General features: G+C 46.8%; 22 protein-coding genes and 1 pseudogene. 4 read left to right on the top strand and 19 right to left on the bottom strand.

Translation table 11 applies throughout. The annotated features are described in order from the left end of the window. Positions 1–34 precede the first annotated feature (34 nt). From coaE to L3V45_RS13675, 12 genes and pseudogenes are all read right to left on the bottom strand, one after another. The gene (coaE, locus tag L3V45_RS13620) at positions 35–628 is read right to left on the bottom strand and encodes a dephospho-CoA kinase (protein WP_032858078.1); all 594 of its coding nucleotides are present in this window, start codon (positions 626–628) and stop codon (positions 35–37) included. Positions 629–643: 15 nt separating this feature from the next. After that, the gene (ytaF, locus tag L3V45_RS13625) at positions 644–1,276 is read right to left on the bottom strand and encodes a sporulation membrane protein YtaF (protein WP_014305562.1); all 633 of its coding nucleotides are present in this window, start codon (positions 1,274–1,276) and stop codon (positions 644–646) included. A 136-nt stretch (positions 1,277–1,412) separates the two neighbouring features. After that, the gene (mutM, locus tag L3V45_RS13630) at positions 1,413–2,243 is read right to left on the bottom strand and encodes a DNA-formamidopyrimidine glycosylase (RefSeq protein WP_015387866.1); all 831 of its coding nucleotides are present in this window, start codon (positions 2,241–2,243) and stop codon (positions 1,413–1,415) included. A gap of 24 nt (positions 2,244–2,267) precedes the next feature. After that, positions 2,268–4,907, bottom strand: coding sequence for a DNA polymerase I (polA, locus tag L3V45_RS13635; protein WP_052586427.1), 2,640 nt, complete (start codon positions 4,905–4,907; stop codon positions 2,268–2,270). Positions 4,908–5,153: 246 nt separating this feature from the next. Further along, a complete protein-coding gene (gene pnpS / locus L3V45_RS13640) occupies positions 5,154–6,893 on the bottom strand; it encodes a two-component system histidine kinase PnpS (protein WP_236837039.1) in 1,740 nt (579 codons plus the stop codon). Further along, positions 6,886–7,605, bottom strand: a complete 720-nt coding sequence (locus L3V45_RS13645) for a response regulator transcription factor (protein WP_201489038.1) — start codon at positions 7,603–7,605, stop codon at positions 6,886–6,888. The genes pnpS and L3V45_RS13645 overlap by 8 nt, the downstream gene beginning before the upstream one ends. 215 nt (positions 7,606–7,820) lie before the next feature. After that, positions 7,821–8,759, bottom strand: coding sequence for a malate dehydrogenase (mdh, locus tag L3V45_RS13650; RefSeq protein ID WP_003152455.1), 939 nt, complete (start codon positions 8,757–8,759; stop codon positions 7,821–7,823). A gap of 45 nt (positions 8,760–8,804) precedes the next feature. Further along, positions 8,805–10,076, bottom strand: a complete 1,272-nt coding sequence (icd, locus tag L3V45_RS13655; RefSeq protein WP_003152454.1) for an NADP-dependent isocitrate dehydrogenase — start codon at positions 10,074–10,076, stop codon at positions 8,805–8,807. Between the two features lie 160 nt (positions 10,077–10,236). Next, a complete protein-coding gene (gene citZ, locus L3V45_RS13660) occupies positions 10,237–11,355 on the bottom strand; it encodes a citrate synthase (protein ID WP_014305566.1) in 1,119 nt (372 codons plus the stop codon). A 737-nt stretch (positions 11,356–12,092) separates the two neighbouring features. Beyond that, positions 12,093–12,503 carry a YjdF family protein gene (locus tag L3V45_RS13665; RefSeq protein WP_236837040.1) on the bottom strand — a complete coding sequence of 137 codons (411 nt, stop codon included), beginning with the start codon at positions 12,501–12,503 and terminating at the stop codon, positions 12,093–12,095. Between the two features lie 162 nt (positions 12,504–12,665). Further along, positions 12,666–12,802: pseudogene (locus L3V45_RS13670) on the bottom strand (peptidoglycan-binding domain-containing protein); the annotation flags it as partial. 124 nt (positions 12,803–12,926) lie between these two features. After that, positions 12,927–13,391: a DUF441 domain-containing protein gene (locus tag L3V45_RS13675; protein WP_003152447.1), complete on the bottom strand. Its 465-nt coding sequence runs from the start codon at positions 13,389–13,391 to the stop codon at positions 12,927–12,929. Positions 13,392–13,488: 97 nt separating this feature from the next. Between L3V45_RS13675 and ytvI the strand changes: the two genes are divergently transcribed. Beyond that, positions 13,489–14,604 (top strand): sporulation integral membrane protein YtvI, encoded by a 1,116-nt coding sequence (gene ytvI / locus L3V45_RS13680; protein ID WP_003152446.1) that lies wholly within the window; start codon positions 13,489–13,491, stop codon positions 14,602–14,604. Between the two features lie 32 nt (positions 14,605–14,636). Here the strand turns inward: ytvI and L3V45_RS13685 are convergent, their stop codons facing one another. From L3V45_RS13685 to dnaE, 7 genes are all read right to left on the bottom strand, one after another. Further along, the gene (locus tag L3V45_RS13685; protein WP_012118168.1) at positions 14,637–15,020 is read right to left on the bottom strand and encodes an FxsA family protein; all 384 of its coding nucleotides are present in this window, start codon (positions 15,018–15,020) and stop codon (positions 14,637–14,639) included. A gap of 110 nt (positions 15,021–15,130) precedes the next feature. Further along, positions 15,131–16,888 (bottom strand): pyruvate kinase, encoded by a 1,758-nt coding sequence (pyk, locus tag L3V45_RS13690; RefSeq protein ID WP_014305569.1) that lies wholly within the window; start codon positions 16,886–16,888, stop codon positions 15,131–15,133. Positions 16,889–16,927: 39 nt separating this feature from the next. Further along, a complete protein-coding gene (gene pfkA / locus L3V45_RS13695) occupies positions 16,928–17,887 on the bottom strand; it encodes a 6-phosphofructokinase (RefSeq protein WP_003152443.1) in 960 nt (319 codons plus the stop codon). Between the two features lie 190 nt (positions 17,888–18,077). Continuing rightward, positions 18,078–19,055, bottom strand: coding sequence for an acetyl-CoA carboxylase carboxyl transferase subunit alpha (gene accA, locus L3V45_RS13700; protein WP_003152442.1), 978 nt, complete (start codon positions 19,053–19,055; stop codon positions 18,078–18,080). Next, positions 19,040–19,912 carry an acetyl-CoA carboxylase, carboxyltransferase subunit beta gene (gene accD / locus L3V45_RS13705; RefSeq protein ID WP_003152441.1) on the bottom strand — a complete coding sequence of 291 codons (873 nt, stop codon included), beginning with the start codon at positions 19,910–19,912 and terminating at the stop codon, positions 19,040–19,042. Before accD ends, accA begins: the two co-directional genes overlap by 16 nt. Positions 19,913–20,239: 327 nt before the next feature. Then, a complete protein-coding gene (locus L3V45_RS13710; RefSeq protein ID WP_003152440.1) occupies positions 20,240–21,472 on the bottom strand; it encodes an NADP-dependent malic enzyme in 1,233 nt (410 codons plus the stop codon). Between the two features lie 139 nt (positions 21,473–21,611). Then, entirely contained in the window at positions 21,612–24,950 is a 3,339-nt protein-coding gene (dnaE, locus tag L3V45_RS13715) for a DNA polymerase III subunit alpha (protein WP_003152439.1), read from the bottom strand. A 142-nt stretch (positions 24,951–25,092) separates the two neighbouring features. Between dnaE and L3V45_RS13720 the strand changes: the two genes are divergently transcribed. The 3 genes from L3V45_RS13720 (at position 25,093) to L3V45_RS13730 (ending at position 26,231) form a co-directional block, all read left to right on the top strand. Continuing rightward, a complete protein-coding gene (locus tag L3V45_RS13720) occupies positions 25,093–25,434 on the top strand; it encodes a sporulation membrane protein YtrH (RefSeq protein WP_003152438.1) in 342 nt (113 codons plus the stop codon). Further along, complete coding sequence (gene ytrI, locus L3V45_RS13725; protein WP_003152437.1) at positions 25,431–25,934, top strand: sporulation membrane protein YtrI; 504 nt, start codon at positions 25,431–25,433, stop codon at positions 25,932–25,934. The genes L3V45_RS13720 and ytrI overlap by 4 nt, the downstream gene beginning before the upstream one ends. Positions 25,935–26,039: 105 nt before the next feature. Beyond that, a complete protein-coding gene (locus tag L3V45_RS13730; protein WP_003152436.1) occupies positions 26,040–26,231 on the top strand; it encodes a YtzJ family protein in 192 nt (63 codons plus the stop codon). Positions 26,232–26,242 lie beyond the last annotated feature (11 nt).

Below are 26,242 nucleotides of genomic sequence, written 5' to 3' on the forward strand. Positions count from 1 at the left end.
AAAAACACCGTTCGGCTTTCCGAACGGTGTTTGTTTATGCCCAGCCGCTCAATACTTCCTCAAGCTGGTGCTTTGTATGTTCAAGACTGCCGCTGTTATCAATGACGGCGTCAGCTTTTTTTGTTTTGTCCGCTAAAGGCATTTGCGACGTTATCCGGCTCATTGCTTCTTCTTCTGTCAGGGAATTCCGCTCCATCAGCCGTTTGAGCTGAATGTCTGCCGGTACGGTGACGACGAGCACTTTGCCGACAAGATAATCAAGCCCGCTTTCATACAAAAGCGGTATATCCAAAACGACGAACTGCTCTTTTCTCGCAATGGCTTCATCCCGCTGTTTCAGCATTTCCGCACGCACTGCCGGATGAACGATCTGATTCAGCTTCAGACGCTTCTGTTCGTCAGTGAAAACGATAGAACCGAGTTTTTTTCTGTCAATATCGTCATTTTCCAGCAGGATGTCTTTTCCGAATGCTTCCACAATTTGTCCGTAAGCCGGCATTCCTTTTTCCACCGCCTGTTTCGCGATGACATCCGCATCAATGACTGTTATTTTTTTGTCGATCAGCATACGCGCTACCGTGCTTTTGCCGCTTGCGATGCCTCCCGTTAAACCGATGACCAAGCTCAAAAAGCCCACTCCTTCTTACATTTTCCAAATCCCGATGATAATCAGCAGGACTCCCGGCAAAAATGTCATTTTATCTATCCAATTCCACCTTGAAAGCAAATGCCCCGCGTTTATGCCGAGTGAAACAAACAGCGAGCTCATCACCCCGACAGTCACGCTCATCATAACCGGAGAAAAGCCGAGAATGGCCGCTCCCAGCCCGGCGCCAAACGCGTCAATGGATAAGGCGATACCGAGCAGAAGCGCCTCGACTCCGTTAATGGTTCCGGATTGATCAATATCGGCGCTGGTCGGTTTTTTCAAAATATGAATGACGATGCCGAGCGATTTCACTTCAAGATTAAGCAGCGTTTTTTCATGCAATAAGTAATCCGGCTCTTTAGCCGGTTTAAAAAATTGCCAGATGACCCATGCCCCTATTCCGATTAAGATCAGCCCGCCCAGTTTCTCCGTGACGGATACGGGAAAAATCTTTGTCAGAAAATGGCCGATCAGCATGGATATAAACATCACAGAGGCTGAACAGCAGGCGATCACGGCAATCGCTTTGAACGGGATTTTCATTTTTCTCAAACCGTACGTAAACCCGACTGAAAAACTGTCCAAGCTGACAGCAAAAGCCAAAAGCAGCAAAGAAACAATCTCCATATCCGTTTCTCCCTTTCTCTTGATCGGCAATTGTGACATATGCCTATTGGGTGAATCACAATATATATATGGAGAAAGGTCATCAACTGTGTTAGAAAAAAGTCATTCTGCTGCCGCCTGCTTGAACAGCTTCAGTTTATGATTTTTTTTGGCAGCGGGCGCAAAAATGAGTGCCCCTTCCGCCGACCACGATTTTAGAAATCATCGTGCCGCACGTTTTGCACGGTTCATCCTTTTTGCCGTATACGTAATGTTTGAGCTGAAACATTCCGATCTCCCCTTGAGAATTGATATAAGACCGGACGGTGCTCCCGCCCGCGTCAATCGCTTCCTGAAGGGTGTCTTTAATTTCTGTATGAAGCGTTTTTATCTGCCCGTCCGACAGACTGTTCGCTTTTGTTTCAGGATGAATACGCGCCCGGAATAAAGCTTCATCGACATAAATATTGCCGAGGCCGACGACCGCTTTTTGGTCGAGCAGGGCGGTTTTTACCGCGCGGTTCGTTTTTGCAAGCCGCTCTTTTAAATAAGCGGCGGTAAATGCTTCATCATCGGGTTCGGGCCCGAGCTGTGAAAGCGGTAATGCATTCCGTTCCTCTCCCGGCGCAAACAAATGCATCGTGCCGAATTTCCGGACATCCCGGTAGCGGAGCTGTGTTCCGTCCGTCATGTGAAACACGACGTGCACATGTTTATCGTCAGGCTCATCGGCCTGATGAAGACCGTATTTCCCCTCCATACGCAGGTGTGACACCATGACATAATGATCCAAATGGAAAAGCAAAAACTTTCCCCTTCTTCCGATGGATCGGATCGTTTCTCCTGCAATCTGCCGCGCGAATTCCTCCGGCTCAGCGGGTTTTTTGATGATATTCGGCCATCTGATATCCGCCGATTCAATCGTTTTCCCCTTCACAAGACCGGTCAGAGTGCGCCGGACCGTTTCAACTTCTGGTAATTCCGGCACAATCATCACTTCCTTTTTTTCTGTTTATTTTGCATCGTACCAAGACGGCCCTGAAGCATAATCCGCCTTCAGCGGCACGTCTAATGCCAAAGCATGCTCCATTACTTCAGGAACCAGCTTCTCTAATATTTCAATTTCTTCCTTAGGCGCTTCAAAAATCAATTCATCGTGCACCTGAAGCAACAGCCGCGCCTTCAGGTTTTTTTCTTTCAGCTCAGCTGCCATGTCAATCATGGCTTTTTTAATAATATCGGCGGCGCTTCCCTGAATCGGCGTATTCATGGCCGTCCGTTCCGCAAAGCTCCGCAGGTTGAAGTTGCGGCTGGTCAGCTCAGGGATATAGCGGCGGCGCTGCATAAGTGTCGTCACATATCCTTTTTGTTTCGCTTCCTGCACCGATTCTTCCATATACGCCTTGACGCCCGGGAAGCTCTCCAAATAGCGGTCAATAAAAGCGCCCGCTTCTTTCCGGGTGATGCCGAGGTTTTGCGACAGCCCGTAATCACTGATGCCGTAAACGATGCCGAAATTGACGGCCTTTGCCTGGCGGCGCATCGCTTGTGTCACTTCATCTTCACTGACATGAAACACGTCCATGGCGGTTTTTGTGTGAATGTCCATGTCATTCGTAAACGCTTCGATCAGATTTTCATCTTTTGAAATATGCGCAAGCACCCTTAATTCAATTTGTGAATAATCGGCGGCGAAAATAAGCCAGTCCGGTTCGGACGGTACGAAAGCCTGACGGATTTTCCGCCCTTCCTCCAGCCGGATCGGAATATTTTGCAGGTTCGGATCCGTTGAGCTGAGGCGTCCGGTTTGCGTCAATGCCTGATTGAATCGTGTATGCACCTTATGAGAACCCTTGCGCGTGACTTTCAGCAGCCCTTCAATATAAGTCGATTGGAGTTTGCCAATTTGTCTGTATTGCAGAATGTATGCGACGATATCATGTTTGTCTGCGAGCTTCTCAAGCACATCAGCTGAAGTGGAATAGCCTGTTTTTGTTTTCTTTACTGGCGGCAGACCGAGTTTTTCAAACAGAATGACGCCGAGCTGTTTTGGTGAATTGATGTTAAACGGCTCACCGGCGATGTCATGGATTTTTTCTTCATATTCTTTCAGTTTTGCCTTGAGCTCTTCTCCCATTCGCTTCAGTCTTTCCACATCCACTTTGACGCCCATTGATTCCATTTCTCCGAGAATTAGCGCAAGCGGGAGTTCAAGATCTTCATAAAGCTCAAGCTGATTATTTTCTTCCAAAGCGTCAAGCAGTTTGTCACGGAGGCTGTTAACGGCAGACGCTTTCCGCGCGAGATGATCGGCAAGCTCTTTTTCAGCGGGAACGGCGCGTTTTGCGCCTTTTCCGTATACTGCTTCATCTTTTGAAACGATATTCAGCCCGTATTCTTTCGCTACGCTCGCGACATCGTCGTACGAATTGCCCGGGTTTATAATGTAGGCAGCAAGAAGCGCGTCAAATTCCGTTCCCTTCAGCTCAATTCCCTGCCAGCGCAAAGCGACGACGGAACGTTTGCTGTCGAACACCCACTTTTTCATCGATTCATCTTCAGCCCAAGATTTAAAAGCTTCAGACTGAATGGCGATTTCTTTCGGAATATAATAAAGACCTGTTTCATTCACGATGGAAAAGCCGAGGATCGGTTCTTCGTGATAGTTATCACCGATTTGTTCGACGACCAAAGCGGACGGCGAAACAAGCATATCTTCGGTGATTTCTTCTGCCGTTTCGACATTGATGTCTTCAAAATTTTCTTCCGCCGTTTCCCCGCTTTCTTCACCGAGCCGCTCAAGAAGCGTATTAAAACCGAGGTCTTTAAAAATGGCAACAACTTGTTCACGGTCAAACCCTTGGTAATCTAAATCTTCGGGCTTGACTTCAATCGGCGCATTTGTCATAATCGTCGCCAGCTCTTTGCTCATCAGGGCTTGTTCCTTATATTCTTCAAGCTTTTCTTTTAATTTTTTTCCGCTGACTTCATCAATGGAATCAAGCAGTTTCTCAACCGAATGGAACTGCTTTAAGAGCTTAATCGCGGTTTTTTCTCCGACGCCGGGGACGCCCGGTATGTTATCGGATGAATCCCCCATTAATCCCTTCATATCAATGATTTGCAAAGGAGTCAGACCGTACTTTTCCCGCACGTGCTCCGGCGTGTAATCTTCTACGTCGGTAATGCCTTTTCTCGTAATGGCAACGGTCGTTTTCCCGGTTGCAAGCTGGGTTAAGTCCTTGTCCCCCGAAACGACCTTCACTTCAAAGCCGTCTTTTTCAGCAGATACGGCAAGCGTGCCGATAATATCGTCCGCTTCATATTCAGGAAGCTCGTAGCGGCTGATGTTGTAGGCATCGAGGAGCTCACGGATGAACGGCATCTGTTCTGAAAGCTCCGGCGGCGTTTTTTGTCTTCCGCCTTTATATTCTTTAAACGTGCTGTGGCGGAAAGTGGTTTTCCCCGCATCAAAAGCCACCAGCATATGGGTCGGTTTTTCATCCTCCAGCATTTTCATTAAAATCATCGCAAACCCGTATACGGCATTTGTATGAATGCCTTTTTCATTGCTTAAAAGCGGCAATGCAAAAAACGCCCGGTACGCCAGACTGTTTCCGTCGACAAGCACTAATTTTTTTCGTTCCGTCATTCAATATCCTCCTAAGAGCAAAAGCTCGTCATTCCTCTGTTTTTTAATCTCACAGCTTCTCTTATTTTAACAAAGTTCAATTTGAAAGGAAAATGAGCGGACCCCGTGAAAACGCAAAAAAGGACGGGAACAAGAAAACGCGTTCCCGCCGTCAAAATTGGCTCCTTGGATGAAGGGGTTCTGTTATATCCTAACAAGATAGGTTTAACAGGTCATGAAGAAATTGTTAATCCTTTGTAAAGCTGATCACGCTGCCGGCGGCCGCTTCAGCGTCACAGTGAACACAGTTCCCTGTCCAGGCTCGCTTGTGACCTCGATTTTACCTTCATGGGCTTCTATTAAGTGCTTCACGATGGCGAGGCCGAGGCCGGTTCCTCCCGAGTTGCGGCTTCTGTCTTTATCCACGCGGTAGAATCTCTCAAATATCCGCGGGATCTCTTCTTTCTGAATGCCGATTCCCGTATCGGACACTTTGATATCGACAACGGTTTCTTTCACATGTACCGAAATCCCCACCGTCCCTTTTTCAGGCGTGTAGGTCAGGGCATTGTTCGCCAGATTCAAAAATACCTGCTTCAGCCTGTGCGCATCACCCGTCACAAAAATCGGCTCTTCCGGGAGATCGAGCTGAAAGCTGATGCCTTTTTCCTCAGCCTTATGCTGCAAAAGCGCCTCAATTTCATGCAGAATTTTTGCAGCATCAAAGGACTCTACGCGCATCGTAAAGTTTTGCTGCTCCATCTTGGATAAATCCAATAAATCCTGCACGAGAGATTGGAGCCGCTCACTTTCTTTCAGAATGATAGACAGAAAGTCTGAAAGCGCCTTTTCGTCTTTCATCGCTCCGTCTAACAGTGTTTCCGTAAATCCTTTAATCGAGGTGATCGGTGTTTTCAGTTCATGGGAGACATTGGCGACGAAGTCCTTTCTCATCTGCTCCAATTTTTTAATTTCCGTCATATCGTGAAAAACGAGGACGATGCCCTTCCATTCATCATCAGGGCCCATGATCGGAACGCCGTCAACTTCAAAGTAGCGCCGCTCAATGTTGATGGGAAGTCTGAGCAGCTGGCATTTTTTCGTCTCCGTCATAAAAATGTCTTCGACAAGCCGAATGATCTCCTCATGTTCAAACGCATCGTGGTAAAGGCGCCGAAGCAGACGTTCAGGCTTTGTATGAAACTGCTTCGTGTATGACCGGTTCACGAGATTGATAAAACCTCTCCCGTCTATTAAAATCAAACCGGATCCGATATTTTCAATGACGGTTAACAGACGATCGCGCTGCATATCCTGCGTTCTTGTCATTTCCATTAAATCGACCGCCAGGCTGTTCATCGCACGCCCGAGACGGTCCGACCGCCTTGCGTAACCGCTGTAGGAGCGGGCGTCGTAATTCCCTTTGGACAGCTCCGTCGCCACCTTTGTCGCGGCGTCGATTGATTTTTTGTAACGCGACGTCATGTTTGTATAAAAGAAAACGATAATGATAAAAGCGGTACAAAGACTTGCTGCCAGCATGCCCCACATTTCTCCGGTAACGCTTGAACCGCCGTTGATATCCGAGGAAACGAGTACATACCCCGCAATTTTCCCGGCGTCATTTTTTACGGCAGTGCCGCGGATGACTCTGCTTTTCGACTGTACGGCTTCCTCGCTTTTATTGTGAGAAATGAACTCCTTTACGGTTGAATCATCAGCACGACTGCCGGAATGATATACGGCGTCACCCTTCTCGTTGAGCAAGGAGACGTTTATACCGAGGGTGCGGCCGGCGTCACGGATTACCGTTTCATTGCTTTTATTGCCGATTCGGCCGGTGTCAAGAAGGCCCGCTATGTATACCGATTCCTTTTTCAGCTGATCCGCCGTTCTTTCTTCAGCGGATGAAGAAATAAGCTGCTGTAAAAAAAGGCCGAGAACACTGAAAACCAATATGATACATACAACGAGTAAAGCGAACAGACGCACACGGACTTTATTCATTCATTTTTGGCTCCTCCAGTTTATACCCCAAACCTCTGATTGTTTTAATATAGATGGGTTTTTTGGTATTTGATTCGATTTTGTCGCGCAGATGGCTGATATGAACGTCAACAATCCGGGTATCCCCGGCAAAATCATAGTTCCAGACCGCGCTCAGCAGAAGATCTCTCGTCAGCACTCTTCCCTTGTGTTTTCCCAAATACAGAAGCAGTTCAAATTCTTTAGGCGTCAATTCCAGCTGTTCTGACTTGAAGTACGCTTCGTAATGCTCCGGAAGAATTTTCAGCTCGCCGATGAGGATCTGCCCGTCCTTTTCCTCTTCTCTGCCTTGTGACAGCGAAGAAATGTCAGCCCTTCTTAAAATGGCTTTCACCCGCGCAGTGACTTCCCGCGGACTGAACGGCTTTGTCATGTAATCATCCGCTCCGAGCTCCAGTCCCAGCACCTTATCAAATTCCTCATCTTTTGCTGTCAGCATCAAGATCGGAACCATCATTTTCTGCTGTCTGAGCTGTTTACAGACGTCGATTCCGTCCACTTTCGGCAGCATGACATCCAGTACGATTAAATCCGGATTTTCATTCTCTGCCAGCTCCAGAGCCTCTTCGCCGTCTGATGCGGTTATGACATCATAGCCGGACCGTTCCAGATTATACTGTAAAAGAGTAACGATAGATTGTTCATCATCTACAATTAAAATTTTTTTGTTCATGCTGCGCCCTCCGCTGTCTATTTTCCCCGACATCCAATTTTCTCTATTTTATGTGCTGCATATCACTTTATGATTTCATTTTATCCAATACTGCCCGTTCAGACAATTCGCCTTTTTGATCATTTTCAGAGAAAGGATCGCTCAGGGAAAAAGAAAACGCTTTCATTAATTGTAAAAAGAGGAAGGCTTCTGATTCGGAAGCCTTCCCTTTTTTCTTATGACAATACTTTCATCACGTTTTTGACAGATTCAACTGATTTACTCAGCTGCGCTTTTTCATAGTCTGTCAGTTCAAGCTCGATGATTTGCTCCAGGCCGTTTCCTCCGATAATCGTCGGTACGCCTAAGTAAATGCCTTCATGACCGTATTCGCCTTCTAAGTAAGCGATGGTCGGAAGCACGCGGCGCTGATCTTTCAAAATGGCTTCTACCATTTCAGTCAGTGATGCAGCAGGCGCGTAGTAGGCGCTTCCGTTTCCGAGAAGGTTGACGATTTCCCCGCCGCCTTTTCTTGTGCGTTCTACAATCGCATCAAGACGGTCTTTCGGGATAAGCGTTTCAAGCGGAATGCCGCCCGCATAGGAATAACGGACGAGAGGAACCATGTCGTCACCGTGTCCGCCAAGAACAAAACCGGTCACATCTTTTACAGACAGGTTTAATTCTTCAGCGACGAATGTTCTGAATCGCGCAGTGTCAAGCACTCCGGATTGTCCGATGACGCGTTCTTTCGGGAAGCCTGATTCTTTGTACACCGCATATGTCATCGCATCAACAGGGTTTGTCAATACAACGATAATGCAGTCAGGAGAATATTTCACGATCTCACGTGTGACGCTTCTCATGATTTTTTCGTTTGTAGATACGAGATCATCACGGCTCATGCCTGGTTTTCTCGCAATTCCGGCTGTGATGACGACGATATCAGAACCGGCTGTGTCCTCGTAGTTGGACGTGCCTGTGATTTTCGCGTCAAATCCTTGAACCGGACTTGCTTCGAGCATGTCTAGCGCTTTTCCTTTTGTCGGGTTTTCTAATTGCGGAATATCAACGAGCACAACGTCCGCAAGCTCTTTTTGAGCTGTAAGAAAGGCTGTTGTCGCTCCCGTAAATCCTGCTCCGATAACAGAAACTTTACTGCGTGTTTTTCCCATGATTCTCTTCTCCTTTTTTGGCTTCATTAGAAGTCTGCTTTAGGTTCAGTCCATGTTTTTGATGAGCTCTTCACCGAACTCTGAACATTTCACTTCAGTTGCACCGTCCATTAATCTAGCAAAATCGTACGTTACTACTTTTGAAGCAATCGTTTTTTCCATAGATTTAATGATCAAGTCAGCAGCCTCATTCCAGTTCAGGTGTTCAAGAAGAAGCACTCCTGAAAGGATGACGGATGACGGGTTGACCTTGTCAAGGCCGGCATATTTAGGAGCCGTTCCGTGAGTCGCTTCGAAAATCGCATGCCCTGTTTCATAGTTGATGTTCGCTCCCGGCGCGATTCCGATTCCGCCTACCTGAGCGGCAAGCGCATCAGAGATATAGTCTCCGTTTAAGTTCATTGTCGCCACGACGTCGAATTCGCTCGGACGGGTCAAGATCTGCTGAAGGAAAATATCAGCGATGCTGTCTTTGACGATGATTTTTCCTGCCGCTTCCGCTTCGCTCTGCGCTTTATCAGCCGCTTCTTTTCCGTCTTTTTCGACAATGCGGTCATATTCAGCCCAAGTGAATACTTTATCTCCGTATTCTCTTTCGGCAAGCTCGTAGCCCCAGTTTTTAAATGCCCCTTCAGTGAACTTCATGATGTTTCCTTTGTGGACAAGCGTGACAGACTTACGGCCGTTTTCGATCGCATACTCAATGGCAGCTCTGACTAAGCGGCTTGTGCCTTCTTCAGAAACAGGCTTGATCCCGATTCCTGACGTTTCAGGGAAACGGATTTTGTTAACGCCCATTTCATTTTGCAGGAAGCTGATCAGCTTTTCAACTTCTTCAGAACCTTTCGCATACTCAATTCCGGCGTAAATATCTTCCGTATTCTCGCGGAAAATGACCATATCCGTATCTTCAGGACGTTTGACCGGAGAAGGCACTCCCGTGAAATATCTGACAGGGCGCAGGCACGTAAACAAATCAAGCTCCTGTCTCAGCGCCACGTTCAGAGAACGGATACCGCCGCCGACCGGCGTCGTCAGAGGACCTTTGATGGCGATGAAGTACTCTCTGATGTCTTCCAGTGTTTCGGCAGGAAGCCACTCACCTGTTTTATTATAAGCCTTTTCACCGGCATAAACTTCTTTCCACGTGATTTTTTTCTCGCCTTTATATGCTTTTTCAACAGCGGCTTCCAATACTTTAGAAGCGGCATTCCAAATATCAGGGCCTGTGCCGTCGCCTTCAATAAACGGGATAATCGGATTATTTGGTACGTTTAATACTCCATTAGAGACTGTAATTTTTTCACCTTGTGACACAATATTACCTCCCAGTATGTAATTCATATTTAGAAAACATTTTATTTTTCTTGTATAAAAAATAAAATGACTTTTCTCAAGATTCTATCAAAATTGTAAACCAATCCGGGCTTGATTAACAAGAGGCTAACGACATGAAAATCACCAGCCTCCCGTTTGATCAGGCTCTTTCATCAAGCGGAACAAAAGTCTGCTTATCCGGACCCGTGTAATCAGCGCGCGGGCGGATGAGGCGGTTGTTATCGTATTGTTCAAGAATATGGGCGATCCATCCTGACATTCTGCTGACCGCAAAGATCGGCGTGAACAGATCGTGATCAATGCCGAGACTGTGGTATACAGATGCGGAATAGAAATCAACGTTAGGCGGAAGTTTTTTCTCCGACGTCACGATTTCTTCGACACGGATTGACATCTCGTACCATTTGCTTTCACCCGTCAGATTGGTCAGGCGTTTGCTCATTTCTTTTAAGTGTTTGGCGCGCGGGTCTCCATGCTTATACACACGGTGTCCGAAGCCCATTACTTTTTCCTTTTTCTCCATTTTGCTGCGGATATAAGGCTCGGCGTTTTCCACTTCGCCGATTTCTGTCAGCATTTTCATGACGGCTTCATTGGCTCCGCCGTGAAGCGGTCCTTTTAAAGCGCCGATTGCGGCAGTGATGCCTGAGTAAATATCAGATAAGGTGGCGACACATACTCTCGCCGTAAATGTTGATGCATTCAGCTCATGATCCGCATGAAGAATGAGCGCTTTGTTAAACGCTTCCACTTCGATCGGAGAAGGCTCTTCACCGTTTAAGGTGTAAAGGAAGTTCTCCGCGATTCCGTACTCTTCCTTCGGTTCAACAGGATCAAGTCCTTTGCGGATTCTTGAGAAAGCGGCGACAATGCCCGGCACTTTCGCCTGCAGACGGATGGCTTTTCTGTAGTTCGCTTCCGGATTCATGACATCGGCTTCACTGTCAGTCAGACCGAGTAATGAAATCGCCGTCCGGAGCGCAGCCATTGGATGTACGTTATTGAGGGGATAGGATTTGAAGTGCTCAATGATTTCTTGTGGAACGGCAGCTTCTTTCGCAAGCTGTTTTTTCAGTTCAGCAAGTTCCGTTTTATTCGGCAGGCGCAGATGCCACAGCAAATAAATGATTTCTTCAAAACTTGCATTCTCTGTCAAGTCGTCAATATCGTACCCTACATATGTAAGGGTATCGTCGATAATAGAGCTTACAGATGATGTTGTTGCTACAACCCCTTCAAGACCGCGTGTTGCTGTCATATTCAACCTCTCCTTTTCAATCAAAATTCCCCTTTAAAGAGTATATAAAACATACGGCTTACTTAAAATGAGTCATGCAAACAATCCCTTTCCCCTTTAAGAAAATGCTTACATTTCACTGGTTGCGGTTACATAACCGGTATGCTTATAGAGGAACATAACAAATTCTTATAAGCTTATTTAAGTTTAAGCCTATTCTTATTATAAACAATAATCTGATTAATTTGTAGACTTTTAACTAAAAATGTTTTAAAAGCCCTATATATCAAGGCTTGGCGTTGATAAATTTAATCGCTTGCTTTCAGATGCTTTGTAAAACCATGTATTCTCATGTTTTCATTTGGGGGGAGCTTTGGGGAAACTTTAAAAGGACAGGCGCAACAACTTCACCGCAAATCCCTCCTTCTTTACCGGAGAAGGGGGGATTTTGTTTACTCGACTGAATCAATGTTCGGATCAGCTTCGGAAATCCATGTCTTGGTTTTAGTTGGCTCCCCGTACATGGACTGGAATCGTTTGACTGCATTTGCGCTGTTTTCGGGCCGTAAATATCCTCATCAAACCGTTCATCAATTGAAACTGACTCATTTACTGATGTAGGTGAAGTTAAATAAATGCAGAAAAACCCTCCTCATCTCGAGAAGGGCTCGATTTCTGCTTCTTTTTTCTAAATCAGTCTGAAGAAAAAACTGATGCCGCTCAACTTTTCAATCGAAGGGCTTCATCGGGTTCTCCAATTATTTGCCCCTATGCTTTTCTTTTGCTTTTTGTTTTCTGATTAAATATTTTTGTTCCTTTATTTTTTCTCTTTGTTTTCTGTTCAGTTGTTTTCTCTTTTCTTTTCTTGCTTCAAGCTCCTGTTTTATCGCTTTTTGCGCCTTAGTTGATATCCCGATATTTTTCATCTCTTTAGAAGCTTGCCGTTGTAATCTTTTTGGGTTTAACTTCTTAGATTTTGCTTTAACACAAACCCCTGCTTGTTCAGTGCGGGAGAGAGTCTGTAAAAGTTGATTATGAACAAAATGCATGATTTCTGAATCCTTGGGCTCTTTTCCAAACAAATGTCGAACTGCTCTTAATTTCCCATCATTCACAACTTCAATGACTCCTACCCAAAACTGACCATCGTAGTAAACCGTTAATTTCATAACGATTCCCTCCTCCTAAATTTACTGAAGAATGATGGACATCCCGAGGAGGGGAAGGTTACTGACATTTTAAATAATGCATCCGGACTACCAACCGAATTGTGTTTTTTCATTCTCATTATAAATTTAACAAACTTTCAAATTGAAGGAAAGGGTCTCCGCTTATTTTAACAACACTTCAAGTTTTGATTTGGTTCAAGTGCATAAATCCCATCAGCTTTTAATCCATTCATCAATTGGAACCGCCTTACTGCATCCGCTGTCATCGCACAATATGCGCCGGCGATTCCGAAGTTCTTTGTTACATGGTAAGCCACTTCATTCCTCGGAATAATGCAAATGGCATTTGTCTGAACTACAAAATGCGCTGCAAACTCTTATTTTCACCCGCAAAAAAAAGCAGCTTTACGCCGCTTTTTTACTTTATGAAGTGAATATTTTAACGATTTGCATGGCCAAGTAGGCGATTCCGGCGCCGATTAACGGGCCGACGGCGACGCCTCCGAAAAGCGCGACGGCAAGTATCGTGCCGATGACCAGCGCCGTTGTAATATGAGGGTCGTTTTCCAATAAGGTGAGACCGTTTTTGGCGATTAAGGCAACCGCGATCCCGGCACCGAGAGCGATCCACGCATAATATGATTTCATCGCTTCTCCGAGCTGTTTAAAACCGATATCACCTGTGGCAATCGGCACTAAAACGGCGATTGTAATGACGGTGACCCCCCAGTTGATGCCTTTTGACTGAATAACCGGAAATAGTTTCTGATCAAGACCGACAGCTTTTATCACAATGAGAAAGCCGACGGCAAAAAGCAATGACTGATTTTTGGCTACCAATGCGATGGCCAGCAATAATAGTAAAAATAAATTCGCCTGTGTAAACATCCTGAAAGCACCCTCTTTCATCATATCTGTAATCATATCCTTTTTTTTGACGAATAAACTAATGTAATAGGACGTGCCGACCGAGAGGAGGATCGATGTGAATCCGCACTATGCAACTGTTTTTTTCCGCGCGCTGTTTGTACTCGCTGCGGCCGGCGGCGCTTTAGCGGCCGGTTACGCCTCATTTCCGTTAACTTATCCGTTTCTGATCGCCCTTATTCTGTCATCAGCGATCATTCCCGTTGTTGACTGGCTGGACAAACTGACGGGGCTGCCCCGGTCAGTCAATACAGTCATTGTCCTGGTCTTCTTTTTGCTTATTCTTCTCGGCGCGGCAACATTTCTCGTTGCGGAAATCATTTCGGGAACCGCCTATCTGGCCAAAACGCTCCCTCCCCATATCAGCGCCTTTATGACGTATTGCGAAGAGCTGTTCACTTCCCGCATTCAGCCATTGTACCACGAGCTGACCGTCCTATTTAACGGGCTGGAAACCAATCAGCAGGCTTCCATCGTGACGCATATTCAGACCCTCGGTGATACAGCCGCTAAAAATGCGGGGCTCATGCTTTCACATCTTTTGGAGCTGGTGCCGAAATGGATTGCCTTCCTTCCCAATACAGCTGCCGTCTTCATTTTCGCAATGCTGGCGACTTTTTTTATGACAAAGGACTGGCATAAGCTGAAGGCGCTGCTTTATTCCATTTTTCCGGAACGGGTTTCGGCAAACGCCAAGGCCGTATCGGGAGAGCTGAAAAAAGCGATGGCAGGTTTCATTAAGGCGCAGGCCGTGCTCATACTTTTCACGATGATCATTGTCTTTATCGGACTTTTTCTTTTAGGGATTGAGCATGCGGCAACCATCGCCTTTTTTATCGGCCTGGTTGATCTGCTCCCGTATCTCGGCGCCGGGTCGGTCTTTGTTCCCTGGATTATGTATTTGGCCATTGCCGGTCAGCTTCCTCAAGCGATCGGTCTCGGTGTTTTATATATTGTGGTTCTCATTCAGCGCCAGCTGACGGAGCCGAAAATTTTAAGCAAGTCAATCGGACTTGATCCGCTTGCGACCTTAATCGCCCTGTTTGCCGGCTTTAAATTGTTCGGAATTTTAGGACTGGCTGCCGGGCCCGCGCTGCTCGTTTTCATTCAGGCCTTTATCACAACGGGCGCTCTAAAAGAAATATGGGCCTATATTACTGTTCAATCCAAATAAAAACAGCAGCCCTGTAAGAAGGCTGCCGTTTTTTATTTGATAATGATCCGCTTGTTTTTTGACATCCCTCTCAGCCATTTGAACAAAAGCGGCTTCATGCGGTTCCGAGTGAACGGAATCAGAAGACAGGCCCCTGCAATATCGGACAGAAAACCCGGAAGCATCAAAAGCAGGCCTCCGAAAAAGACGCATATTCCGTCAAGAAGCGCTTCCCCCGGCATTTTGCCGTGCTGCAGGTCGCGCATCACCCGATGATACACATCGGTTCCCTGTCTTTTTGCCACCAAAGCGCCTAACACGCCTGTCAAAATGATGAGAAGGAAGGTCGGAAAAATACCGAGCCATTTTCCCGCCAGCAGAAACAAACCGATTTCAATTGCCGGACATACGATAAACAGTAAGAATAACACTCTCATTTTTCTGCCCTCCTGCCCTTCTAAAAGCGCGTCACCGCCCGCATGGGAATAGGAAAATCAACCTAAAGACAAAAGAGAAGGGAGAACCCCCCTCTCTTTTTTAAAGCTGTTTAAAGAACGCTTGCGCGGCCTTCATACACAGCGCCGCGGGCAGCGTCAACTGTGATAACCTGTCCTTCTGTTAAAACTGAAGTTGCGTTCTCAAGGCCGACGATAACCGGAATGCCCAAGCTTAAACCGACAACGGCTGCATGGCTTGTCAGACCGCCTTCTTCAGTGATGAGCGCTGATGCTTTTTCAAGTGAAGCGATCATGTCGCGGTCAGTGCTTGAAGCAACCAATACTGCGCCGTCTGTCATTTTTTGTTCAGCTTCTTTCGCATTTTTTGCAACAACGACCGGACCGAATGCAGATTTGCGTCCGATGCCTTGCCCTTTCGCGATAATGCTGCCGACAGTGTGGACTTTCATCAGATTCGTCGTGCCTGATTCACCGACAGAACCTGCTGTAATGACAATCAGATCACCGCGTTTCACGATGCCGCTGTCAAGTGATTTTTGAACCGCGTCTTCAAGCATTTCATCTGTAGAATTCGCGTTTTGGCCGCTTGACGGGAATACACCGAATACAAGGCCGAGTTTGCGTGATACAGACTCATTAACCGTAACGGCTACAATCGGAGCCTGCGGACGGTATTTCGCGATCATACGCGCCGTATGGCCGCTTTCTGTAGGCGTCACGATAGCTGCCGCACTCAGATTGATCGCCGTGTGCGCAACTGATTGGCCGATCGCATCGGTAATCGTCATGCCGACCTGATCTCTGCGTTTAGACAGAATTTCTTTATAGTTCAGAGATTCTTCCGTGCGTGTGGCGATGTTAAACATTGTTTGAACCGCCTCAACAGGATATTGTCCCGCAGCCGTCTCACCGGAAAGCATGATCGCATCTGTGCCGTCGAAAATGGCGTTGGCAACGTCACTTGCTTCAGCACGTGTCGGACGAGGGTTGCGCTGCATGCTGTCTAGCATTTGTGTCGCAGTAATAACCGGTTTGCCCAGCGCGTTGCATTTTTTGATCATTTCTTTTTGCACGAGCGGCACTTCTTCGGCCGGAATCTCTACGCCGAGGTCTCCGCGCGCTACCATTAGGCCGTCAGATACTTCCAGGATCGCATCCAGGTTGTCCACGCCTTCCTGGTTCTCGATCTTAGGAATGATTTGAATGTCAGACGCGTTATGCTCTTCAAGCAGTTCGCGGATTTCCAGGACATCCGTAGAACGGCGTACAAATGACGCAGCGATGAAATCAACGCCTTGCTCGATACCGAATATGATGTCTTTGGCGTCTTTTTCAGTAATTCCGGGAAGGTTGACGCTGACGCCGGGAACGTTTACGCCTTTTTTATTTTTCAGCGTGCCGCTGTTTAAGATTTTTGTTTTGATTTCGTGTTTTTCCGGATTTGATTCCAGCACTTCCAATCCGATTAAACCGTCATCCAGCAGGATGATAGACCCTGCTGACACGTCGTCTGCCAGGCCTTCATAAGAAACTGAGAATTTTTCAAGCGTTCCCAGCACCTGTTTCGTAGAAACGATAATTTCATTTCCCGCCTGAAGCTCAAGCGCGCCGTTTTCCATATCGTGCGTGCGGATTTCCGGACCTTTCGTATCGAGGAGAATCCCCACGTTTTTGCCGAGCTTTTTGCTGGCTTCTCTGATGTTTTTGATTCTTGCGCCGTGCTCTTCGAAATCACCGTGTGAAAAATTCAGACGAGCAACGTTCATACCCGCTTCCATCAATTTTGTCAGCATTTCTACACTTTCACTGGCCGGACCGATTGTACAAACGATTTTTGTTTTTTTCAACTCGTTCACTTCCTTCTGAAATCTTCAGCTTCTTCCGCCTTAAATAGACAGTTCTTTTGAAAGCTGATACATGTTTGGTTCAACAGTATGTTTTGATTCTAAAATTTCTATAATATCATGGTCTACAAGCTTGTTGTTTTGTATACCTACGCAGCGTCCGCCTTTTCCTTTAAGCAGAAGCTCAACCGCGTAAGCGCCGAGGCGGCTTGCAAGAACCCGGTCAGAAGCGCTTGGAGATCCGCCGCGCTGGATGTGCCCTAAAACGGATACCCGTGTTTCAAGGTTCGTTTCTTCTTCGATGCGTTTTCCGAATTCAACCCCGCTGCCTACCCCTTCTGCAACGATGATGATACTGTGTTTTTTGCCGCGGTCGTGCCCTCTCTTCAAACGGCCGATAATTTCCTCCATATCGTAGTCCGCTTCAGGAATTAAAATTGATTCCGCTCCGCCTGCAAGACCTGCCCATAAAGCAATGTCGCCCGCATGGCGCCCCATCACTTCAATAACGTATGTACGCTCATGAGACGTAGCGGTGTCACGGATTTTATCAATCGCATCAATTACGGTGTTTAACGCCGTATCAAATCCGATCGTAAAATCAGTTCCCGGGATGTCATTATCTATCGTACCCGGTACACCTACACACGGAAACCCGTGTTCCGTTAATTTTTTCGCACCCATGTATGAACCGTCTCCGCCGATGACGACAAGACCTTCAATGCCGAGTTTCTTTAAATTTTCGATTCCTTTTTCACGGCCTTCAACTGTTTTGAATTCAGGACATCTGGCCGTATACAGCTTTGTTCCGCCGCGGTGGATGATGTCACCGACCGAACCCAGCTCCAGTTTTTCTATTTTTCCGCTGATTAATCCTGAATAACCGTTATAAATTCCGTACACTTCGACGTCGTGGTAGATAGCTTTCCGCACAACCGCGCGCACCGCAGCGTTCATACCCGGGGAATCCCCGCCGCTCGTTAAAACTCCTATACGCTTCATTTCCTATTCACCTCAGCAACTATATATGTTAAACATATCATGATCATTGCCCTAAAACAATGAAAAGGGACGCCTGAGCTCCCATGAAACCTTACCTATTATACAATTAAATAAATTGTTTTTAAATAAAATTTAAGGAATATCACAAAAATCACAAAAAATAAACGTGAGCCATAGGCTTCACGTCTATTCAGTTTACCCCGATATATTGATCCTCAACCGAAACTTTCCCGATTGCTTTATATTTTTCATAGCGCTGTGAGATCAACTCTTCGGCGTTCAATCGAAGAAGAGATTTTAACGTTTCTTTAAGAATACCGTCAATGTAGCCCGCCTGCTGCTTGATATCATGGTGAGCTCCGCCCTTCACTTCTTTAATCATATCATCAATAATTCCTAATTCTAATAAATCGGGCGCAGTAATCTTCATGGTTTCGGCCGCTTTTTTCGCAAGGCTGGAGTCTTTCCACAAAATGGACGCGGCTCCTTCAGGAGAAATAACGGAATACGTCGAGTTCTCAAGCATCAGCATGCGGTTGCCCACACCTAACGCAAGCGCGCCTCCGCTGCCGCCTTCCCCGATGACGATACAAACGACAGGCACTGTCAGGCCGGCCATCTCGAACAGGTTCTTGGCGATGGCTTCACTTTGTCCCCGTTCCTCCGCCGCTTTACCCGGGTACGCTCCTTTCGTGTCGATGAAGCAGATAATCGGGCGGTTGAACTTATCCGCCTGCTTCATGAGACGAAGCGCTTTGCGGTAGCCCTCAGGGTGAGGCATCCCGAAATTGCGGACAAGGTTTTCTTTCGTGTCTTTTCCGCGCTGATGTCCGATGACGGTGACCGGCATGCCGTGATATTTGGCGACTCCGCCGACAATCGCAGCATCATCTCCGTATGTTCTGTCTCCGTGGCACTCAAAAAAGTCGGTAAACAGGTATTGAATGTAATCAAGCGTCGTCGGCCGGTCGGGAAGGCGTGCGATCTGCACTCTGTCCCACGGCTTCAGGTTTTTATAAATCTCATCCTGGAGCTTGCTGAGCCGGTCTTCAAGCCTTGCGATTTCAGCGCTTAAATCCATCTCCGAATCTTGGGTGAATTTTTTCAGTTCGGCAATTTTCGTCTGCAGTTCAATCACCGGTTTTTCAAATTCTAATCTTGCAGCCACTCATGCTCACCTCCTGTTTGGTGCATGTCCAGCAGAAATGCGAGTTTGTCTTTCATGTCGTTTCGGTGAATCACCGCATCAAGCTGGCCGTGCTTTAATAAAAATTCCGCCGTCTGGAAATCTTCCGGCAGTTTTTCCCCGATCGTCTGTTCAATAATACGTCTTCCTGCAAATCCGATCAAGGCGCCCGGTTCAGCGAAATTATAATCACCGAGAGACGCGAAACTGGCCGATACGCCGCCTGTCGTCGGGTGGGTCATGACAGAAATAATCAGTCCCTGCTCCTCACTGAACAGTTTTAATGCAGAGCTTGTCTTTGCCATTTGCATAAGACTTAAGACCCCTTCCTGCATACGTGCGCCGCCGGAAGCGGTAAAGATGATAAACGGGACTTTTTCCTCTTTTGCTTTTTCAATTGCAAGCGTGATTTTTTCGCCGACAACCGAACCCATGCTGCCCATTCGGAATGTTGAATCCATGATCGCGATCACGGCAGGGAATCCGCTGATGGTTCCTTTGCCGGTAACCACCGCTTCATTCAGCGATGTTTTCTCACGGTCTTTTTCGATTTTTTCTAAGTATTCCGGGAAACCGAGCGGGTTTTCAGATATCATTCCCTGGTTGAATTCTTCGAATGAATCTTCATCCAGGAGGCTTTCAATGCGCTGCTTTGCATTCATCGGGAAATGGTGCCCGCAGTTCATGCAGACGCGCAGGTTTTTATCTAACTCTTTTGTGAGCATGATTTTTTTACATTTGGGGCACTTTGTCATAATGCCTTCCGGAACATCATGTTTTGCCTGCTCAGACGGCACGGAAGCATATTTTTTCTTTTTTGTGAATATATCCTTTAACAAATGATTACCTCCCTTTTGTGAAGGGTTCTCTTCACTGCATGTCTTCCGATTAGATAGACTTAATAATAACTTTACCGAAACTATTGTACTTTTTTTGTCAAACGGTGTCATCCTCCATTCGACATTTTTTGCTGCAAAACAGACGGAAACGGACGGATTTCATACCGTAAAAAGCGTTGTTCAGCCTTATCTGTCAGCGTTTTCAAAAGAAATAAGGATTCTGCTGAAATTTTTTTAAGACCTGCCCTTAAAAAAATGCCAGCAGTCCGTATATTGAACAGCAGCGCGTTGTTTTTTCCAACGCGCTGCCATTTCATTTTTGTGTTATTATTCCCCGATGACTGTGAGCTGTCTTGTTTTTTCAGCCACTTCTTCAGGATCGACCGTAATTCTGGCGACGCCCGTTTCCATCGCTGCTTTCGCAACAGCTTTCGCAACGGCAGGAGCCACGCGTTTGTCAAACGGAGCCGGGATGACATAATCAGCGCTTAATTCTTCCTCTGAAACAAGGGAAGCAATCGCTTCAACCGCAGCAATTTTCATTTCTTCGTTGATGTGAGTCGCGCGAACGTCAAGCGCCCCGCGGAAAATTCCAGGGAATGCCAGCACGTTGTTAACCTGGTTCGGGAAATCAGAACGGCCTGTTCCGATTACGCTAGCGCCGGCTGCGCGCGCGTCTTCAGGCATGATTTCCGGATTCGGGTTGGCCATTGCGAAGATAATCGGATCTTTCGCCATGCTCTCCACCATTTCTTTCGTCAGCGCGCCTTCGACTGATACGCCGATAAAGACGTCTGCATCTTTAATGACATCCTGCAGCGAACCGTCGTTGCGGTCTTGGTTTGTAAACTTGGCCACTTCGTTTTTCACCGCGTTCATGCCGGCCGGACGTCCTTCGTAAATCGCTCCTTTAGAGTCGCACATCACGATGTCGCGTACGCCGAAATGGTAAAGAAGCTTAATGATCGCGATGCCTGCCGCTCCCGCTCCGTTTGCCACAACTTTAATGGATGACATGGATTTTCCTGATAATTTCAGCGCGTTTACAAGTCCGGCAACGGTTACGATGGCAGTGCCGTGCTGATCATCGTGGAAAACCGGAATGTTTGTTTCTTTTTTCAGGCGCTCTTCGATAATGAAGCAGTTCGGCGCCGCAATATCTTCAAGGTTGACACCTCCGAATGTCGGTTCAAGCAGCTTCACAGTGTCAATGATTTTGTCCACATCGTTTGTGTCAAGCGCGATCGGGAATGCATCCACGCCCGCGAAACTTTTAAACAGCACCGCTTTCCCTTCCATGACCGGAAGTGAAGCTTCAGGCCCGATATTACCGAGACCGAGAACGGCTGATCCGTCTGTTACGACTGCTACCATGTTCCCCTTCATTGTATAATCATATACTTTATTTTTATCGTCATAAATCTCTTTACAAGGCTCAGCTACTCCGGGAGAGTAGGCAAGGCTTAAGTCGTCCGCGTTTCTGACTTCTACCTTTGCTTTTGATTCCAGCTTTCCTTGATTTACTTTGTGTAAATGTAACGCTTCTTCTCTTAATGACATTCTAAACACTCCTTTTAAGTACTTTGTTACATATTCTGCCGCATAGACTGGTACAATCGCTGGAGGTGAAAAATTTCAGAATCTTTAAATAAGATAGCACAATTGTTTCAATTGTATAACAAAACGATTATTGTTACCACTATTTTAACACGACGTTTTCGCGGCCCAGCAGCTCTTTTAAACGGTATAACGCCTGATGGTCCGCCTCAATATGAAAAGTATCCGGCAGCCTGATCGTCTGCTTGTCTTTTTCATAATATAGATAAACGCCGGTTTCCCCTTTATGCTCCAGTAAAATACGCTTCATCTTTTCCAAAAACTCCTGATTGTGCCGGCTGCCTTCGATTTTGATGTAAACAGACGGCGCTCTGTCTGTCTCCGTCTGTTCAAGAAGAGAGGCGGATGACATGATGAATTGTGTCTTCTCCTGACGCTCTTCCATTTTTCCGGCGGCGAATAAAAGCGCGCCTTCTTTTAACAGCGGAGACAGCCTTCTATATTGGTCAGGAAACACGACGGCTTCCATTTCTCCCGTTTCATCGCTTAATGTGAGAAACGCCATATGCTGACCTGTCTTTGTCCGAATCGTTTTAATGCCCGCGAGCAAAGCGCCGATTGACAGCTGTCCCTTCGGCATCTGCCGCGCTGCTGTGATCGTTTGCGCCCCCCGTTTTTTCAGGAGATCCCTGAAAGCAGACAAAGGATGGCTTGAGAAATAAACACCGAGAGCTTCTTTTTCGAACCGAAGCTTGTCCACGAGCGGAAATTCCTCAGCCTCTACATATTTTGGCTTAATGGAAAACGATTCTTCCAAAAACAATCCCATTTGGTCATCGTCTGCACGAAAAAGTTCAGCGTGCTCTAAAGCCACATCAACGGAGGCCAGCAAGGCGGCGCGATTTTGATTGAATTCGTCCATGGCGCCAGAAAATATAAGGGCTTCGATGGTTTTCCGATTCACGCTTTTTGCAGGTACGCGAAAGCAGAAATCGAAAAGATCCTCGAACGGTTTATGTGTTCTTGCTTTATAAATATCTTTCACTGCCGAGACGCCTACGTTTTTAACGGCCCGCAAACTGTATCTGACGGCTCCGTTTTCCGGCGCAAACGGAAAACCGCTTTTGTTTATTGACGGCGGAAGGACTTGAATCCCGCTCCCCTTCGCTTCATGCAGATATTGCGATATTTTGTCCTCATTGCCGATGACGCTCGTCAACAGCCCGCACATAAAATATAGCGGATAATGCGCCTTTAAATAGGCGAGCTGATAGCCGATCATGCTGTATGCGACAGCATGGCTTCTGTTGAATCCGTAGTTAGCGAATTTTACAATCAGATCGTAGACCTCGTTTGCAGTGACTACAGAATACTCCTTTTTTAAGCACCCTTCAACAAAATGGCTTCGCTCTCTGTCCAGAATGTCCTTTTGCTTTTTGCTGACAGCCCGTCTGAGCAGATCCGCTTCACCTAATGAAAACCCTGCCATGCGCGAGGCGATCATCATTATCTGTTCTTGATAGACGATGACGCCGTAAGTGTCACTGAGAATATTTCTTACGTCCTCGTGCGGCACTTCCACACGCGCCCGTCCGTGCTTCCGATCGATAAATAACGGAATATTTTCCATCGGTCCCGGCCTGTAAAGCGCGTTAACCGCGACAATGTCTTCCAGTCTTGACGGCTTCAGGCGCTTCAGCACGTTTCTCATTCCTGATGATTCCAGCTGGAAAATACCCGTCGTATCACCGTTTGACAATAGCGAGAACGTTTTTTCATCCTGATAAGAAATCTCGGAAAAATCAATTTTCGTATTCGTCTCTTTTTCAATCATCGTTTTAATGGATTCAATAAGCGTCAGGTTGCGCAAACCTAAAAAGTCCATTTTCAAAAGACCGAGATCTTCCAGGTGATCCATCGCATACTGCGTTAAATACACGCCGTCATGCCCTTCTTGAAGAGGGACAACTTCCGAAAGCGGCTCTTTACTGAGAACGACCCCGGCCGCGTGTGTTGACGTGTGTCTCGGAAGACCTTCGATTTTCCTTGCGATCTGAAACACTTTATGAAGAACGGCGGATTCGGACAGCCGCCTGTTCAGCTGAGCGGACTGCCGCCTTGCCTCCTCAAGCGTCATTCCCGGTTTCGACGGGATCAGGCGGGCAAGCTGGTCGGCTTCTTTCGGGCTGATTCCGAACACTCTCCCGGTATCCCTTAACGCCGCCTTTGCGGCCAATGTCCCGAAGGTGATAATCTGGGCGACGTGCATGGCCCCGTACTTATTTTGCACATACTGAATGACCTCATCCCTTCTCGTATCAGGGAAATCGATATCAATATCCGGCATGCTGATCCGCTCGGGATTAAGAAATCTCTCAAACAGCAGAGAATGTTTAAGCGGATCCACGTCGGTAATGAAAAGCGAGTAAGCGACAAGCGAGCCTGCCGCGGACCCCCTTCCCGGGCCTGTCACAATGCCCTTTTCATGCGCGTACTTCATAAAGTCCCATACGATGAGAAAATAATCACTGAATTTCATGCGCCTGATGACGTCCAGCTCATATTCAAGCCGGCGGACAGCCCGCTCATCAGGAGTGCCGAAACGGAGACGCAGCCCCTCATGACAGATCTCCGCCAAATAGTCATCGGCTGATTTGCCGTCCGGCGCCGGAAAAGACGGAAGCTGTGTCTGTCCGAGGCTGACATCGACCCGGCATTGCCGGGCGATACGGGCGGCTGCTTCAACCGCCTCCGGATGCCGCGTGTAAAGCTCTGCCATTTCTTCAGGCGTCCTCAAGTATAAGTCCGGCAGATTCCCGCTCTGATCCTCCCATTTCTCTCCGGCTTTAATAGCGCACAGACAGCGGTACGCATCTTGATCTTCTTTCTTGATATAGCGGACATCTCCCGCAGCGCAGACAGCGATTTCCGTCTCGGCTGACAGGCGGAGAATCTCTTCTGATAACGTCTCATGTCCTTTAAACGGCTGGTACCCTAAATAAAAACGGCCGTCTCCGAACAGCTCCCGGAATCCTTCGGCAGCCCGGACCGCTTCTTCAAACTTCCCGGCTTGAAGCAGGCTTTCAATGTACCCGTTTTCACCGGGCGTAATGGCGATCAGCCCCTCATGATAGCTCTTCATCCATTTTCGCTTCATGCCGCCCTTTGCCATGGATTGCAGCGCACTTGAGATTTTCACCAGGTTCTGATAACCGGTGTTTGTCTCCGCTAAAAGAATGAGCGGGTGTGCTTCAAGCTCCGTATCGTCCGTGTATATAGAAGCCGTCAGACCGATAATCGGCTTAATTCCGTTTGATTTGCATGCTTTATAAAACTCAATGGCGCCGTACATCACATTTTCGTCCGTCAGCGCCAATGATGAATATCCGAGTTCCTTCGCTTGTGTAACAAGCTCTTTTACAGAAGCGGCGCTGTTTAACAGGCTGTAGCCGCTATGTACTTGCAGGTGAACAAAAGACAATGCCGCCACTCCTTTCCCATACGTTCATTTTGCCTTTCTACATTATAAGACGGGTTTTCTTAAGAAACAAATGTTCTTTTTTGACTCATCATCATACTTGTCCGTTTCGCTCAATATGATAGAAAAGTGAGGTGGTGTATATATGGATCAGGAAGCCGGCTTTATGGCGAATTTCATCAGCAGTTATTTTATCGCCCTCGGTGTGTTGCTCGGCGGCGCGCTGATCGGCGGCCTCGGAGCTTATTTATCAGGCGAGCCTCCGCTGACGGCGATCACAAAATTGGCGAACAGGCTGAAGATCTGGGCGCTTGTCGCGGCCATCGGGGGAACATTTGACGCGGTATACAGTTTCGAGCGGGGGCTGTTTGAAGGCAACACGCGCGACATCTTCAAACAGCTTCTTTTAATTATTTCAGCAATGGGCGGCGCGCAGACCGGCTGGTTGATTATTTCATGGCTGACCCAGGAGAATATGTCATCATGAGAATTCCCGAGTATTATAAAAAACCGGGATGGCAGCGTTTTTTTGCGGGAATGATGTGCGGAGCCATCATCAGCTGGCTGTTCTTTCTGTTTACATACGGAACGTTTCAGGAAGAACAGGTGACGTTAATTGAAAAGCAGCGGGAGCACGCGCGGGATTTAAAAAACCAAATCTCCATCTATCAGAAAGATCTTCATAAATTAAATGAGGATAATAAGCAAAGACTTCTCATCCAAAGTGTTGATGTGAAGCTGATTAATTGGGAAAAATACAGAATCGCCCAGCCTGACAAGATGAAATTTGAGGAACAGGTGAAAGATAATATTTCTGAAGTCATCACAAAGGATATTGAAAGCGTGTATAAAACAAAGGAGCTTTTAAAACGGACGATTGAAAACAAAATATACACCATAAATGAGAAGGAATTTAAAGCTGAAGTAAAGGAACTGACGATTTATACGAGATTGTCTGTCGAAATTCATATTTCTTTTGCGACGTAATTATGTCATTTTTAAAAATTTTCCATAGATCTGTCGCTTTTTTCTCCGCTTTTTTATAAACTGTAGATGAGACATTTTCAACGATTCTGAAGGGAGGAAGGGAAAATGGAGGTTTTTAGTGAACGCCGCTTGGCAAAAGATCATGCAGCCCGAATCAGACAAGGCTATTCCGCATATGCAGAAACAGACACACTCGCTTCCCTCATAAAAAAAGAACTCCAAATCTGTAATCTCCGCGTCTACGAAGACCTGACTGAATTCGGCTGCTGGTTCATCCCCGTGACAGATGAACACTAAGAAAGAGGGTC

The organism is Bacillus sp. R45 (assembly GCF_021729365.1).
In the GTDB taxonomy this organism is placed as follows: Bacteria; Bacillota; Bacilli; order Bacillales; family Bacillaceae; genus Bacillus; species Bacillus velezensis.

What these genes read in the sequence shown, in the direction of transcription:
- ytaF (WP_014305562.1), bottom strand. Translation starts at nt 1,276, where the DNA reads ATGGAGATTGTTTCTTTGCTGCTTTTGGCTTTTGCTGTCAGCTTGGAC.
- polA (WP_052586427.1), bottom strand. Translation starts at nt 4,907, where the DNA reads ATGACGGAACGAAAAAAATTAGTGCTTGTCGACGGAAACAGTCTGGCG.
- pnpS (WP_236837039.1), bottom strand. Translation starts at nt 6,893, where the DNA reads ATGAATAAAGTCCGTGTGCGTCTGTTCGCTTTACTCGTTGTATGTATC.
- L3V45_RS13645 (WP_201489038.1), bottom strand. Translation starts at nt 7,605, where the DNA reads ATGAACAAAAAAATTTTAATTGTAGATGATGAACAATCTATCGTTACT.
- mdh (WP_003152455.1), bottom strand. Translation starts at nt 8,759, where the DNA reads ATGGGAAAAACACGCAGTAAAGTTTCTGTTATCGGAGCAGGATTTACG.
- citZ (WP_014305566.1), bottom strand. Translation starts at nt 11,355, where the DNA reads ATGACAGCAACACGCGGTCTTGAAGGGGTTGTAGCAACAACATCATCT.
- L3V45_RS13665 (WP_236837040.1), bottom strand. Translation starts at nt 12,503, where the DNA reads ATGAAATTAACGGTTTACTACGATGGTCAGTTTTGGGTAGGAGTCATT.
- L3V45_RS13675 (WP_003152447.1), bottom strand. Translation starts at nt 13,391, where the DNA reads ATGTTTACACAGGCGAATTTATTTTTACTATTATTGCTGGCCATCGCA.
- L3V45_RS13685 (WP_012118168.1), bottom strand. Translation starts at nt 15,020, where the DNA reads ATGAGAGTGTTATTCTTACTGTTTATCGTATGTCCGGCAATTGAAATC.
- pfkA (WP_003152443.1), bottom strand. Translation starts at nt 17,887, where the DNA reads ATGAAGCGTATAGGAGTTTTAACGAGCGGCGGGGATTCCCCGGGTATG.
- L3V45_RS13710 (WP_003152440.1), bottom strand. Translation starts at nt 21,472, where the DNA reads ATGTCATTAAGAGAAGAAGCGTTACATTTACACAAAGTAAATCAAGGA.
- L3V45_RS13720 (WP_003152438.1), top strand. Translation starts at nt 25,093, where the DNA reads ATGGATCAGGAAGCCGGCTTTATGGCGAATTTCATCAGCAGTTATTTT.
- ytrI (WP_003152437.1), top strand. Translation starts at nt 25,431, where the DNA reads ATGAGAATTCCCGAGTATTATAAAAAACCGGGATGGCAGCGTTTTTTT.
- L3V45_RS13730 (WP_003152436.1), top strand. Translation starts at nt 26,040, where the DNA reads ATGGAGGTTTTTAGTGAACGCCGCTTGGCAAAAGATCATGCAGCCCGA.